At 41.3% G+C, this 14298-nt stretch carries 13 protein-coding genes; 5 read left to right on the top strand and 8 right to left on the bottom strand.

The window, feature by feature from the left end:
* Positions 1 to 46: 46 nt before the first annotated feature.
* From M9R32_RS11975 to M9R32_RS12005, 7 genes are all read right to left on the bottom strand, one after another.
* Positions 47 to 1393 (bottom strand): GntP family permease, encoded by a 1347-nt coding sequence (locus M9R32_RS11975; protein ID WP_269926965.1) that lies wholly within the window; start codon positions 1391 to 1393, stop codon positions 47 to 49.
* Positions 1394 to 1410: 17 nt separating this feature from the next.
* The gene (gene gntK, locus M9R32_RS11980; RefSeq protein ID WP_269926966.1) at positions 1411 to 2961 is read right to left on the bottom strand and encodes a gluconokinase; all 1551 of its coding nucleotides are present in this window, start codon (positions 2959 to 2961) and stop codon (positions 1411 to 1413) included.
* Complete coding sequence (locus tag M9R32_RS11985) at positions 2958 to 3686, bottom strand: GntR family transcriptional regulator (protein ID WP_269926967.1); 729 nt, start codon at positions 3684 to 3686, stop codon at positions 2958 to 2960. The genes gntK and M9R32_RS11985 overlap by 4 nt, the downstream gene beginning before the upstream one ends.
* Positions 3687 to 4247: 561 nt before the next feature.
* Complete coding sequence (locus M9R32_RS11990; RefSeq protein WP_269926968.1) at positions 4248 to 5255, bottom strand: FecCD family ABC transporter permease; 1008 nt, start codon at positions 5253 to 5255, stop codon at positions 4248 to 4250.
* A complete protein-coding gene (locus M9R32_RS11995) occupies positions 5252 to 6262 on the bottom strand; it encodes a FecCD family ABC transporter permease (RefSeq protein WP_269926969.1) in 1011 nt (336 codons plus the stop codon). The genes M9R32_RS11990 and M9R32_RS11995 overlap by 4 nt, the downstream gene beginning before the upstream one ends.
* A 3-nt stretch (positions 6263 to 6265) precedes the next feature.
* Positions 6266 to 7195 carry an iron-hydroxamate ABC transporter substrate-binding protein gene (locus tag M9R32_RS12000; RefSeq protein ID WP_269926970.1) on the bottom strand — a complete coding sequence of 310 codons (930 nt, stop codon included), beginning with the start codon at positions 7193 to 7195 and terminating at the stop codon, positions 6266 to 6268.
* Between the two features lie 6 nt (positions 7196 to 7201).
* Positions 7202 to 7993, bottom strand: a complete 792-nt coding sequence (locus M9R32_RS12005; protein ID WP_269926971.1) for an ABC transporter ATP-binding protein — start codon at positions 7991 to 7993, stop codon at positions 7202 to 7204.
* Positions 7994 to 8150: 157 nt separating this feature from the next.
* Here M9R32_RS12005 and M9R32_RS12010 point away from each other — a divergent pair, with 157 nt between their 5' ends.
* Positions 8151 to 9215: an NAD(P)/FAD-dependent oxidoreductase gene (locus M9R32_RS12010; protein WP_269926972.1), complete on the top strand. Its 1065-nt coding sequence runs from the start codon at positions 8151 to 8153 to the stop codon at positions 9213 to 9215.
* A gap of 417 nt (positions 9216 to 9632) precedes the next feature.
* Here the strand turns inward: M9R32_RS12010 and M9R32_RS12015 are convergent, their stop codons facing one another.
* Positions 9633 to 11654, bottom strand: coding sequence for a penicillin-binding transpeptidase domain-containing protein (locus tag M9R32_RS12015; RefSeq protein ID WP_269926973.1), 2022 nt, complete (start codon positions 11652 to 11654; stop codon positions 9633 to 9635).
* Positions 11655 to 11966: 312 nt separating this feature from the next.
* Between M9R32_RS12015 and M9R32_RS12020 the strand changes: the two genes are divergently transcribed.
* From M9R32_RS12020 to M9R32_RS12035, 4 genes are all read left to right on the top strand, one after another.
* Positions 11967 to 12929 carry a S8 family peptidase gene (locus M9R32_RS12020; protein WP_269926974.1) on the top strand — a complete coding sequence of 321 codons (963 nt, stop codon included), beginning with the start codon at positions 11967 to 11969 and terminating at the stop codon, positions 12927 to 12929.
* 176 nt (positions 12930 to 13105) lie between these two features.
* On the top strand, positions 13106 to 13264 hold the full coding sequence (locus M9R32_RS12025; RefSeq protein WP_269926975.1) for a YvrJ family protein: 159 nt from the start codon (positions 13106 to 13108) through the stop codon (positions 13262 to 13264).
* Positions 13265 to 13336: 72 nt separating this feature from the next.
* Entirely contained in the window at positions 13337 to 13957 is a 621-nt protein-coding gene (locus M9R32_RS12030) for a sigma-70 family RNA polymerase sigma factor (RefSeq protein WP_269926976.1), read from the top strand.
* A complete protein-coding gene (locus tag M9R32_RS12035) occupies positions 13954 to 14214 on the top strand; it encodes a helix-turn-helix domain-containing protein (protein ID WP_269926977.1) in 261 nt (86 codons plus the stop codon). The genes M9R32_RS12030 and M9R32_RS12035 overlap by 4 nt, the downstream gene beginning before the upstream one ends.
* Positions 14215 to 14298 lie beyond the last annotated feature (84 nt).

A 14298-nucleotide genomic window follows, 5' to 3' on the forward strand; every position in this document is an offset into this window, starting at 1 on the left:
AGACGACTGAATGTAAATTCTCAGCCGTCTTTTTCTTATTAAACTCTTATACAATTAAACTCAACAATAGGACAAATACTAATCCAGATACCGAGATGATCGTCTCAAGCAATGTCCATGTTGCAAATGTTTCTTTCAATGTCAGACCAAAGAATTCTTTGAACATCCAGAATCCTGCATCATTTACATGTGAAGCTATTAAACTACCTGCACCAGTTGCTAGAACGACTAACGCCAAGTTGACGTCAGTTGCACCTAACATCGGAATAACCAATCCAGCAGTCGTCAATGCCGCAACTGTTGCCGACCCTAAAGATATACGTAAAATAGCAGCAATCATCCATGCAAGAATGATTGGTGAAAGGGTGCTGTCACTGAACAATTCAGCCACATAATCCCCCACGCCACCATCAATTAGCACTTGTTTAAAAGCACCGCCACCACCGATAATCAATAGCATCATACCGATACTTGCAATCGCTTTAGAACAAGAATCCATGATGGTTTTCATCGGAATATTTCGAGCAAGTCCCATCGTATAGACAGCAAGTAATAATGAAAGAAGCATCGCCGTTGATGCATTCCCGATAAAACGAACTGTTGCAAAAATCGCGTTATCTTCAATGCCATTTGTTTTTTGAACCATTGTAATAATCGTAGCAATTGCCATTAAAATAACCGGGAACATAGCCGTGAAGACACTAATCCCAAAGCTTGGCGTTTCATCAAGGTTAAACGTTTTTTGTTCACCCAACGATTCGATATCCCCCGTTTTATTAAACGAATTAGGGACAATTTTTCTAGCCAGTTTCGTAAATAAAGGTCCAGCAATAATGACGGTTGGAATCGCAATGATGAAACCATAAAGTAAAACTTCACCAATATTCGCTCCGTACTCCCCAGCAATAACTGTCGGGCCCGGATGCGGCGGCAAAAATCCGTGTGTGACGGATAAAGCGGCAACCATCGGAATTCCTAAATGCAAAATGGAAACCTTCAATTGCTTAGAAATTGTAAATACGATCGGAATCAACAAGACCATTCCAACTTCGAAGAATAGCGCAACACCAATGATGAATGAAGAAACGACTACTGCCCATTGAATATTTTTCTCTCCGAATTTGTCAATCAAAGTCATAGCAATGCGCTGTGCACCACCTGAATCTGCAATTAATCTACCGAGCATGGCACCAAGTCCAAATATTAATGCCAAATGTCCAAGTGTTCCGCCAAGTCCACCTTCTATAGATGTAACAATGCTATCCAGTGGCATACCTAAAGCTAAAGCAACTCCAAATGCAACGATGATCAATGAAACAAACGTGTTTAATTTCAAGCCCATGATCAAAATAAGTAACGAGACAATCCCGATTGCAACAATTAATAACGGCATGATAACTCCCCCAATTCTTAGTTGTTAGTTTTGATTAAACTTCTTTGATATTTTGCGATGCTGGCATACTCTTTTTCCAACACTCTCGAAATATTAATAAATATCGGTAGCAGTTCTCTATATTCCTGGACATCGGATTCAATCGGTGTGTGCTTAAATGTACTGCCGATCATGTCGGAAACCACATCGAAGGAGTCGATTTTCCCCGTAGCATAAAGCCCCAATATACAAGCCCCAAGACAAGAACTTTCATAACTTTCCGGAACAACAACTTCAAGATCGAATATATCTGCCATCATTTGGCGCCATACATCTGATCTGGCAAAACCACCAGTTGCCTGAATCCGAACGACAGGTTCATCCATCACTTCGAGCAATGCCAGAAATACGGTGTAAAGATTGTAAATGACACCTTCAAGTGCAGCCCGAATCATATGTTCTTTCTTATGGGACATGGTCAGCCCGAAAAATGAACCTCTTACATCGGGATTCCACAATGGTGCACGTTCACCTGCCAAGTAAGGATGGAACAATAATCCGTCTGCACCTGGTCTTACGCGTTCTGCTATCTTCGTTAACACTTCATATGGATCAATGCCAAGTCTCTTTGCCGTTTCCACTTCTGAAGAGGCAAATTCGTCTCGAATCCATCGAAGAACCATTCCGCCATTATTGACTGGCCCACCGATGACCCAATGTTTCTCAGTCAAGGCGTAACAGAAGATGCGCCCCTTTTCATCTGTTTGAGGTCGGTCAATAACCGTACGAATCGCTCCACTAGTACCAATTGTTACCGCTACTTCCCCTTTCCCAATTGCATTGACACCAATGTTGGAAAGGACCCCGTCACTTGCCCCGATGACAAAAGCTGTTTGTGGACTGATTCCAAGCTCTTTCGCAAACTTCGGATTGCAGTCAGTGAAAATTTCGGTCGTTGGCACCAGTTCAGATAACTGGTCAGACGTGACGCCCGCTATTTGTAACGCTTCTTCATCCCAAGCCATTTTTTTCAGATTCATCATCCCCATTGCAGAGGCCAAGGAATGATCGACCACGTATCGATCAAAGAGCTTTTTGAACACATATTCTTTAATGCCTATATATTTTTTTACGTTAACTGCCAGTTCGGGACGATCATTTACAATCCAAGCAATCTTGCTCAAAGGGGACATTGGATGAATCGGCGTCCCAGTCCGTTTATAGACTTCGTGGCCGTTTAATTCTTTTTTAATTTTCCGAGCCCAAGCCTCACTGCGGTTATCTGCCCACGTGATGCACTGCGTCAGTGGTTGATCATTTTCATCCATTGCAATGACGCTGTGCATGGCACTGCTAAATGAAATGAATAACAATTCTTCCGGTGAAATACCAGATAGTTTCATGACATTGGAGATTGATTTGACGACAGCCTGAAATAATTCTTCCGGATTTTGTTCAGCAGTTGAAATATCCGGTGTATGCAGGGGATATCCATTATTCTCTTGATGAATGATTTCACCTGATTGTGTAAATAGAACAGCTTTCGTGCTAGTTGTTCCTATATCCACACCTAACATATAGTACGTCATATATTTTGCTCCTTTTCTTTCGTGAGCATTTGTTGGGACATCCAAAGGTCTTCCACTTTCTCCTGAACATCCTCGAAGTTTTGATGCAATGCTTTGATCATGATGACCCGATCTTTCGATTGAATCGCTTCGATATACACATCATGATTGTTCAAAACACGTGAATAATCTTCGAATTTCTCTTCCATTCTCATGCGCATGGATAATAGAATGAGACTTTCCATCACCGGTTTTGCGTTGTTCCAAATCAATAAGATATAGGAATGGTTGATGGAACGAACGATTGTTTCATGGAATAACACATCTTGGTAAGAGAATTCATCTGCATCCTTATACTTAATGGCCACTTCCATCATTTCACGTATTTTACTCAGTTCCTTTACCAAGTTAGTTGTATCGAGTTTCAAGATTCGTTCATATACAAACGTTTCAATCATGAGTCGAACATCGTATAGCTCTTTTATATCTTTTTCCGTTAATCCAACAACAACAGCACCCATCCGTTCCAGACGAATGATATTTTCAGATGCTAATATTTTAAGCGCCTCACGAATCGGCGAACGGCTTACTTCAAATTCCGCTGCCAGTTTGTTCTCCGAAAGTACGGACCCACGCTCAATTAGCCCAGCAATGATTCTTATTCTTAACTCACTTGCTAATCGCACGCCCGTGGAAGCGTTTGCAATCCACTTTTCAGGATAGATATAATTTTGTTTTTCACTCATTATTACCTGCCTACCTTTTTAACTGACATACTTGTATACAAGTATAGTAAATGACTATTCTCAAAATGTAAACGCTTTTACAAGATTCATTCTCGCTCTCAATAATAAAATTGCTGAGGATGCAGGCGTGGTTTTGCCGAGAAGAAGCACATGCCAAAAGATGCTTTTACAACGTGAACGTCGATTTTTCCTACGTGGAGCTCAATTTTTCCTACGTCAACTCCAATTTTTCCTACGTGAACCTCATTTATTACAACTGAGGATCAGTTTCTCCTAAATTAACAACTTAAAACCGTTCATACTATACACGAAATAGAAATAAGCTTCGCACAACCAGATAAAAAAAGAAGAAACCTGCCAAAATTTCATCTTTGGCAGGTTGTTTTCTCGAGACTAGGTGTCGAATCTTTCGTTACCCAAAAGCACTGTTCCAGGGAGCGACGGCGTAATTGCCCAAGAGAAAGACCCCGGCGAAGTGACAACTTCACTTCATCAGGGTCTTTGCGTTCAGGTCGGATCTAATTGTGGAAGTGTATTTTCATGCTGCGAACGTAGAGTTATTTATTTTTTCGTCAACAGGTAAATAAAATATGGTGCACCGATTAATGCCACCATGACGCCTGCGGGAAGTCCGTTTGGCTCAATAATATTACGACCGATTGTGTCCGCAATTAGCAATAGCCATCCACCGACCAGTAAGCTCAGTGGAAGGAATAGCTGGTGTCGTGGACCCACGAGTGTACGTGCAATATGTGGTGCCATCAACCCAATGAATGAAATCCCACCTGTTACCGAGACAGCGGACGCAGCAAGTGCGACGGCTGCGAGCGTCAGGACGATTCGTTCTTTTTGAACGGATAAACCGACGCCAATGGCTACCGGTTCACCCAGTCCTAGAATATTCAGGCGGTTCGCTTTCATTAAAGCAAATGGAATTAGTACAACCAGCCATGGCAAAATCGCCAGGACAAACGGCCAATCCGTTCCCCAAATACCCCCGGCTAGCCATCGTGCAATGAAATCAACTTTGATTCGGTCAGCTGAAGATATCATGACAACCATTGCACCTGACAACGCCATTGACATGCCGACACCTACTAACACAAGTCGAACTGGTTCCATACCAGTTGTTCGGCTATAGGAAAACAGGTAAATGATTACCGCAGTTAGTAATGCACCAATAAATGCGACCAAAGGCAATACATAAATGAACGTACCTGCTTCTGCAGGGAAATATAAAAAGAAAATCGCTACAGCAACACCTGCGCCAGAATTGATTCCAATGATACCGGGATCAGCCAATTCATTGCGGGTAATTCCCTGTAGCAAAGCACCTGATAAGGCGAGCGCCATTCCTGCCAAAAGCGTTATCACAATTCGAGGCAATCGAACCGAGAAAAGCACAAATTCTTCTTTAAACTCTCCTTGGCCGAGAATGGTTGGGAGTATGCGGTCGTATGAAACGGATGAATAGCCGAGTCCCAGTCCAATCACTGCAGTTGCCAGTATCAAAAATGAAAAGACAATCAGCAGCATTCGTTGTTTACGAATAATGGATTTTTCGATCATGAGAAGCTTCGCCCTCCTTTACGTACAATGTACAAGAAGAATGGCAAGCCCATAATGGCAACAACAGCTGCCACAGGTGTTTCGTACGGAGCATTAATGGTACGACCGATGGTATCAGCGAGTAACATGAAAGACGCTCCAAGAATGGCTGACATCGGAAGCACAAAACGATAATCCGTACCGACGATTGCCCGCACAATATGAGGCACCATCAGCCCGAAGAATGCTAAATTGCCGACTAATGCTACGGAGGCACCTGTCAAAATGATAACGAGTACAAACAATATAGACTTGATCAATCGTACACGTTGCCCTAGACCAAGAGCCATTTCTTCACTCAGAGACAGAATCGTTAATTGGCGTGAACACATGATTGATATGGCAATCCCGACCAAAACAATTGGCGCAATCAACAGTACTTGATTCCAAGTCGTTCCGATCATGCCTCCAGCAGTCCACATGGAGACTTGTTGCGATATTTTAAAATAGAGTCCGATTCCTTCAGCAATCGCATAGAGAAAAGCTGAAATGGTTGCTCCTGCCAGCACGATTCGTAAAGTGGTGAAGCCTTCCGGATGAAACGAACTGAATCCGAAGACGAGAATCGCTCCGACAGCCGCTCCTGCAAAACACGCTAACATCACACCAAAGTAATTTACCGATGGCCAAAATGCCAACGTCATCGCCAGTGCTGCATTAGCACCTGCAGTCAAACCGAGCAAACCTGGATCGGCAAGCGGGTTGCGAGTCATCCCCTGAATAATTGCACCAGAAACGGCAAGAGCCGCGCCTATTAGGGCAGCGGCTACTTCTCGCGGAAAACGTATCTCCCGCAACATGATGGCTTGGTCATTCGGAGCAGTTGATAGTAAGGCAGATATTACATCTTTCACACTCGTATCGGCCGCTCCGAAAACTAACGCCATGCCGAAAAGTACGATCATCAGAATCAAACTCATTCCCAGTTTAATTGAATAAGGAATGCGTTGAAGCCGATAATTAAACATGATTTAGTTCCCTAAGAAAGATTCTTTGAAGAATTCCAATTGATAATCCAGTGTCAAAGGATCATTGAAGTAAAACTCCATTGCATCCACTGTATACACTTGGTTGTTCTTCACTGCCGGGATATTTTTAAATGTTTCTGTACCTTCAAAAGAATTGTCCGCACCTTTATGTTTACTGAAGATTAAATAGTCTCCAACATACTCAGGTAAAACTTCAGCAGATAATGCATAGTAACCATCTTTCAATGCCATTTCTTTTACTTTCTCAGGCATGCCTAGACCCATTTCCTGATAAAGGATTTCCGTACCGCGGCCCCAGTTGTCGCCGAATACATACAAGTCTTTATCAAAGCTTTCGATTACAGTTACAGTCGCATCTTCACCAATTTTCGCTTTGATTTCATCGCCTGCTTCTTGTGTACGTTTTTTGAAATCGTCCACCCAAGCTTGTGCTTCTTTTTCTTTATTAAGTAATTTCCCGATTTCTACGTGCTGCGTTAAATAGTCAACTGCACCATACGTATATGTAACGGTTGGTGCTATTTCATTCAGTTTATCTACATTTTTGATGTTAGAAAGACCGATAATTAAGTCCGGATCCATTTCAATAATTTTCTCCAGGTTTTCATCTGTTACTTCTTCTACGCCTTCAAGTTTATCTTCAAAGCGTGGATTCATTTTCGACCAAGAGTCAACCCCAACTAAAGGAACATCCAATGCCATAACGTTACCTGCAAATGAAGCTAAAACGATTACACGTTGTGGGTCAGCTGGTACTTCGACAGGTCCATTTTCAGATTCATATGTGATAGTTGATGGTTCTGAAGAGTCACCTGCATTGGAAGTAGATTTTCCTTCTTCTTTGTTACCGCCGCATGCAGCTAGTACAAACATCGCAAGAAGTGCGATGAATAGGTATGAGTATTTTTTCATTTTATGTCAATCTCCTCTTACTAAATTATAGGTAATGCAAATCGGTTTTCCTGTACGTGGGTCTTCGCCAATTTCGGCATCGATTTGAAACAGTTCGCGTAAAACCGGTTTCGTGATAATTTCTTCACTCGGTCCCGATTTCACGATTTTCCCAAACTTCATGCCGATAATGTAATCCGCAAAACGGGCAGCATGATTTAAATCATGCAACACCATCACAATTGTGCGCTTTTCCGTAACGTTCAACTGCTGTAGCAATTCAAGAATCTCCAGTTGGTGCGCCATATCCAGATAGGTTGTTGGTTCGTCCAGGAAAATCATATCGGTTTCCTGAGCAAGGGCCAAAGCAATCCACACACGTTGACGTTGCCCGCCTGATAGCGAATCTACGGGATGTGACTTGAAAAACTTAGTACCTGTCACTTCAAGTGCCCAGTCAATCATTTCTAAATCCTTTTTAGTCAATCTTCCAAATCGATTCTGATGTGGAAACCGTCCATATGACACCAATTCCCCAACAGTCAGTGCACCCGCACTTTCTGGCGTCTGAGGCAGTACAGCAATTTTCTGCGCCAGGCGTTTTGTGGGTTCTTTGACAATGCTTTCACCATCAAGAACAACGGAGCCCTTTTGATGAGGAATGATACGAGTCATTGCTTTTAATAATGTGGATTTTCCACAGCCATTGGGACCAATAATGACGGTGATTTTTTCATCCGGAATGGAAACCGATAAGTTTTCGACAATTGTTCGATCCGCATATCGGATTTGTAAGTCCTTCGCTTGTAGCCGAACCATTTTCAACCTCCTTTCAATAAATTATGTATATTTACTGATAACGATTATCAATATCATTTACAAGCTAACTATAATGGGGTAAGCTAAACCTGTCAATAGCACTATATATAAATTTAAAAACCACGATTTATTACCAGTTGAGGAAGGATTGAATAGAATGACGCACTTAGAAGAATATGATGTAACCATCATTGGTGGAGGCCCTGCAGGTTTATATGCCAGTTTTTACAGTGGACTCCGCGGACTAAAAACGAAGATTATTGAATTCCAGCCTCAACTGGGTGGCAAAATCCATGTCTATCCCGAAAAAATGATTTGGGATGTTGGCGGACACCCACCTCTACCTGGAGCGATGCTTATTGAGAAACTGGTGGAACAAGGATTGACGTTTAAGCCAACCGTCGTAGTGAATACAAAAGTAGAAGCGATCCATCAGCGGGCGGATCAACTATTCGAAATTACTACGAATACAAACGAACAACATATAACCAAAACAATTATCGTGGCAACCGGGAGTGGGATCCTTACTCCACAAAAACTACAAATTGAAGGTGCTGACCGATTTGAAGTAAGCAACCTGAATTACACGATTAAATCGCTAATGCGCTTTAAAGATAAAAAGGTCATCATTTCTGGTGGAGGGAACTCGGCCATCGACTGGGCCAATGAACTCTCCCCTATCGCTAAACAAGTCATCGTCGTATACAGAAAAGGTGATTTTACTGGACACGAGGCTCAAGTTACCAAGCTTTTCGAAAGCAATGCCATTTGCTTGTTCCATACGTCCATTTCCAAATTGATTGCTTCAGGAGACAATTCTCATATCGAAACAGTGGAACTGACCGATTCCATTACAGGTGAAAAACAATACTTGTCCGTTGATGAAATTGTCATCAACCACGGATTTGAACAAGATATCGCTTTACTTGAAAATAGTTCCGTAAATATAGAATTAGCTGATGGATATTATATTGCAGGGAGCGTAAACAGTGAATCCTCGATTCCTGGTATTTTTGCAGCTGGTGATATATTGAAACATGATGGCAAACTTAACTTGATTGCCGGTACATTCCAGGATGCTGCGAACGCAGTCAACAAAGCGAAACAATATATAGAGCCAGAAGCAGATGAAGTAGCTATGGTCTCTTCCCATAATGATGTTTTCAAAGCGCGTAATAAAGAACTCGTAAAAGAGTTGCTGAAAGAAAGTGTTCATGCCTAAATTCGTGTGAGTTGAAAAAACAAAACTCCAATATAAAATGGCAGGGACCGCCACTTCGCTTTCCGGGGGCTTGGCTTCAGCCACCTACGGGGGTCTTCAGCTCAAGATATTCCCACAGGAAAGATATTGGTCGAATGGCCAATATCTTTCCGACGAGTAACCGCAGGAGCAGCATAAATGAACAAAGGCTAAGAACGCCACCTCGTGTTGCTCCTGCGTTTCCTCGTCGCAAAATGCAGAACTAAGAAATTTGGCAACGCCTTTGTGACCAACATCCTGTTGGCTCAAGGAGGCTAGTTGACTGCCCGCGGAAAGCGTCCGCATGGAACGAAAATCAACAATATCGTTTAACTGAACTAAAACTAAAAGGCAGCTGAATAAGTCATTCAGCTACCTTTTTCTTTTTTCTACTTCATATTATTCTTCCGATGGTGCAAAGACATTCGACACGAGCTCCGCTACATAAGCACTGCCATCGTTATCTTCCACCCCTTCGATCATCATCGCAAGAATGAAAGCATTATTTTCGGAGTTATACGTAACAAAAAATCCATTTTCCTGTCCTTTCTCTTCCGAAGTTGCTTTCAGTTCTGCCGTACCTGTTTTTCCCGCAAGAGGTATAGAAGGAAGATTGGCAGCCTGTGCAAAGCCATCTACCACAACGTTTCGCAAACTTTTTTGAATAAGCGCCGCATTTTCAGCACTAATAAGTCCTTCCTTCCAAACTTGAGCGTCTTCCTCTTCTAAAAACAAAGTTGGCTTATACATGACACCGTCTGTTAGAAAGACTTCATACATCGACGCAAGATGAAGAATGTTCGTCAACATTTGGCCTTGTCCAAATGACGTGTCTGCAAGCTGCCCTAAAGATTCAATTGTTCCCTTATTTGAAATTTGAGAAGATTTCATTCCATAAGAGAATGGTATTTCCTCACCCAAACCGAAACGTTTCATTCCTTCCACAAATGTCTCGCGGCCCATGTCCAAAGCTTGTTGCGCAAAGTAAATATTATCCGAATAGACAAGTGCTTTGTTCAAATCTATCGGATTTGGTGCTTCATCATGGACACGCGTTACCCGATAGTCCCCCCAGGAAGCATCTTTTTGCCATGTCTTTCCTTTTATTGTAATTCCTTTAGTAGGATTCAATGTACCTGCTTCCAAACCAATTGTTGCCGTTATAGGTTTTATTGTAGAGCCTGGCGCATAAGTAGCAGTGAACCGATTGAATAATGGTTTTAACGGGTTTTCTTCCAATTCCTTGTATCGATCACCACTTATGCCTAGCATGAATTCGGATGGATTAAAACCAGGAGAACTGACAAGAGCAAGTGTCTCTCCAGTGTTAGGATCGACTGCAGCACTTGTTCCCGCTTCGCCTCGCATCGCTTGATACGTTTCGTTCTGCAGCTCTGCATCAATCGTCAAAGAAATCGTCTCACCGTCCACGACGGGTCGCTCGGCTACCGTTATTGCTTCCGCACCTTCTTCTGCTTTATCAATGTAAATACGGATTCCTTCTTCTCCCCGTAGCCGATCTTCGAGTAATCTTTCCAATCCTTGTCGCCCAATGAAGTCACTTTCCGTATATCCGTCTTCTTTACGTTTTTCCAACTGTTCCGCTGTAATGACACCGATAAATCCGGTTAAATGCGAAAGTGCCTCACCATATGGATACTCACGCATTGGTGTTTCCCTACGTAAGACCCCTGGAATGTCATCAAGCTTTTCCAGTAATGGCATATCCGTTTTCGCAACTTTAGCAATCGGTACGAATTGATCTGGTTTTACCCAGCTTTGGCTTAACTGATCATCAATGTACTTTTCCGTTGTTTCTAGCAACATAATCAGCTCTGCTTTTTTCGCATCATCCGTGAATTTACCAGGCTCGATGCCTATTTCATAGCCCTTGCCGTTTATTGCAATTGGCAGTCCGTTGCGGTCAAGAATTTCACCACGTGCCGGTGGGAGCGTTGAAATTCTGATTTTATCCTTTTCTCCTAGTTCTGGGAATATAAACGAAGTATCCCACTCTACAAACCAGTTTTCTTTTTCATCATGAGTTTCGTGCACCAACTTCATCGTTTTCTCGAATGTTACCGGACCAGCTGATGTATCCATTTTCACTTGTATTGGAAAACTTGCTGGTTCCTCAGTGTCCCACTCTTTATCCTTCTCAGGCTTGGTATACGTTACTTTTATATTTTCAATTCCTAAATCTGTTTGCAGTTTTTCCTGTCGCTCGACAAAACCTTTCTCTCCAAATATCTCTTTTGTCTCTTTGTTCAGGAAGCCGCTATACATAGCATCGAAATCCCCTTTGTTCCAATGACCAACGTATTCCTTTAACCGTTCCTCCGGTGTCAATTGATCGCGACAGCCTGTAAGGATGAAGGCGATACACAATAATGCGCTAACAGCTGACAAACCCTTGTTCATTCTATAACCTCCTTATTAACTTAATAATTTGTATATTAATGGTAACATTCTCCCCTTAAACTTGTTAAAATCTACCTCCTAACTTTAATTAAACATTATTCGATCCTACTAGCCTTATCAGACAGAATCACTCACTATTTGTCGTAAACTTGAAAACCATAGGTTATTAGTAATTTATAGTAAATATTTGTTATATATTACCTATTATTTTCTTCCAATATATGCTACCTTTGAATCTATTTAACTTTTCAGAAAATTGGTACTATCATTACACATCTAGATTTCGCTTACCAAAATATGAGGAGGGAGAATGTGAAAAACTTTGTACAGTTAATTCCTTACCACGTAGTAGAACAACTGGACACGGTAAATGAAATCCCAAAAGGGGTCGAAATTATTCAAGCCCCTGAGATTTGGAACGAAACAAAAGGAAAAGGGATCACTATCGCCATTCTGGATACAGGGTGCGATACGAATCACCCCGACTTGAAAGACCGTATTATCGGGGGACGTAATTTCACGAAAGATTACAAAGGGGATCCGGAGAGATTCGAAGATAACAACGGTCATGGAACTCATGTATGTGGAACGATTGCAGCAACACTTAATAACCAGGGGGTCGTTGGCGTTGCACCGGAAGCAAGTTTATTGATACTGAAGGTTCTCGGGAGAAATGGTTCTGGCCAGTATGATTGGATCATCGAAGCCATTCATTATGCAATCGAACAAAAAGTAGATATTATCTCCATGTCTCTAGGTGGACCATCAGATGTAAAAGAACTTCACGAAGCGATTATCGAAGCGGTGAATCAAAAGATTCTTGTTGTCTGTGCTGCAGGTAATGATGGAGACGGGCAAGATTCGACGGACGAACTGGGGTATCCTGGCTGTTACAACGAAGTAATAAGCGTTGGAGCGGTTAATATGGAACGAGAGTCTTCTGAGTTTACCAATTCCAATAACCAAGTTGATTTGGTTGCACCAGGTGAAAAAGTGACTTCCACTTACCTAAATGGAACTTATGCGACATTAAGCGGCACTTCAATGGCGACGCCTCACGTATCTGGCGCATTGGCCTTGATAAAAGTAATGGCGAATGCATCATTTCAGAGAGAACTAACTGTTCCCGAATTGTATGCGCAATTGATTAAGCGGACAGTACCACTTGGCAATTCTCCTTATATCGAAGGAAATGGGTTAGTTTATCTGACGCTTCCAGATTATATTAAAACAGTTTTCGATCAACAAAGAGTAGAATCACTGGTTTCCATATAAAAAACAACAGATGCCTTTACTTAAAAGGCATCTGTATTTCCAATTGTTTTCGTTGCTTACCTAGTTCTATTCATAAATGTAATAATTTTTCAATAAACTTTTTTCAAGGAGTTGTGAAATAGTCGCATCTGTCTTCTTTATCAAATAAATACTAATAAAGAAGGCGGGGATATTTCATGAATACAGTAGATGTTCCATTATGGACAACAGTAATAGGTAATTTTGGATTTCCGATTGCCATCACTATTTATCTTTTCTATCGATTTGAGAGGAAAATTGAAAAATTGGAAGATGTCATTTTTCAGTTGAATGAAGACATCAAAGATTATTTGTAAAATGAAATCGAAGTTCCTTTAAATTTTTTTAACCGCTTAACCGAACTAGCGTTCTTTGCGGGAGGTCATTAGATGAAAGAGTTATTCGATCATCATACTCAAAGTGTTGAGATTTACTTGGATAAACTAAAAAAACACCTTCAAAACCCTATCATCAAATCTTTTTTGGAAATTCCGGAACATGTTGCCTTGTTGAAAGAAGTCAGAAATCAACCCACTCCCGAATTAAAGAAGAAATTAGATGATACATTCAGGGAATTTTACTTCAACATCAGATTTACCACCTATTTATCACAAACCATTTATTTTAATGCAATCAATTATGACAAGAAAATTAAGCTGGTCTCGGAACGGTACCAGTTAATTTTGGACAGACCTTTAAAAGACGAGGGTGAATTAACATTCCTTGATTTACTAAGTTCTTCAGAGAACATGAGAAACACAGACATTTTCATTGATTCATCCACAATTATGGACCATTTGACAAGCTATGATATTTTTCATGCGATTCAATCACTCACAGAAAATCAGCAGCAAGTACTGAGTTTGGCTTACATTTATGGATTGAACGATTCCGAAATTGCAAACAGCCTGAATAAATCCCAGCAAGCAGTTTCCAAAAGCCATACAAAAGCATTAAGAAAGATTAGAGAGATAATAGAAACTGAACAGAGAAGGAAGGGGCAGAAATGAGTGAAAGTTTGTTTACTTTAGTAAAGCAATCAAGAACGGATAACGATTCATTGGCCATTGTCATTGATTTGTTTGCTCCGAAAATTGATCGCTCTTTGCATCAGACTAAATGGCAACACAGAGAAGACTTATCCCAAGAACTGAAAATCAAATTACTGGAATGCATCCGAAATTATGAAGTCGATAACATTCCGGGCTATTTTCAAATGCTCGACCTCTTGGAAGGACAAGATACTCAATACTATGACCAATTATAAAATGGATAATTTTTGGCCATTCCCACAAAGCATAGCCATGTGCTAAACCTCCTCCTTTCTAAGTTGATGGGAGGTCTTTTGATG

This window comes from Paenisporosarcina quisquiliarum, assembly GCF_027563315.1.
Taxonomy (GTDB): domain Bacteria; phylum Bacillota; class Bacilli; order Bacillales_A; family Planococcaceae; genus Paenisporosarcina; species Paenisporosarcina quisquiliarum.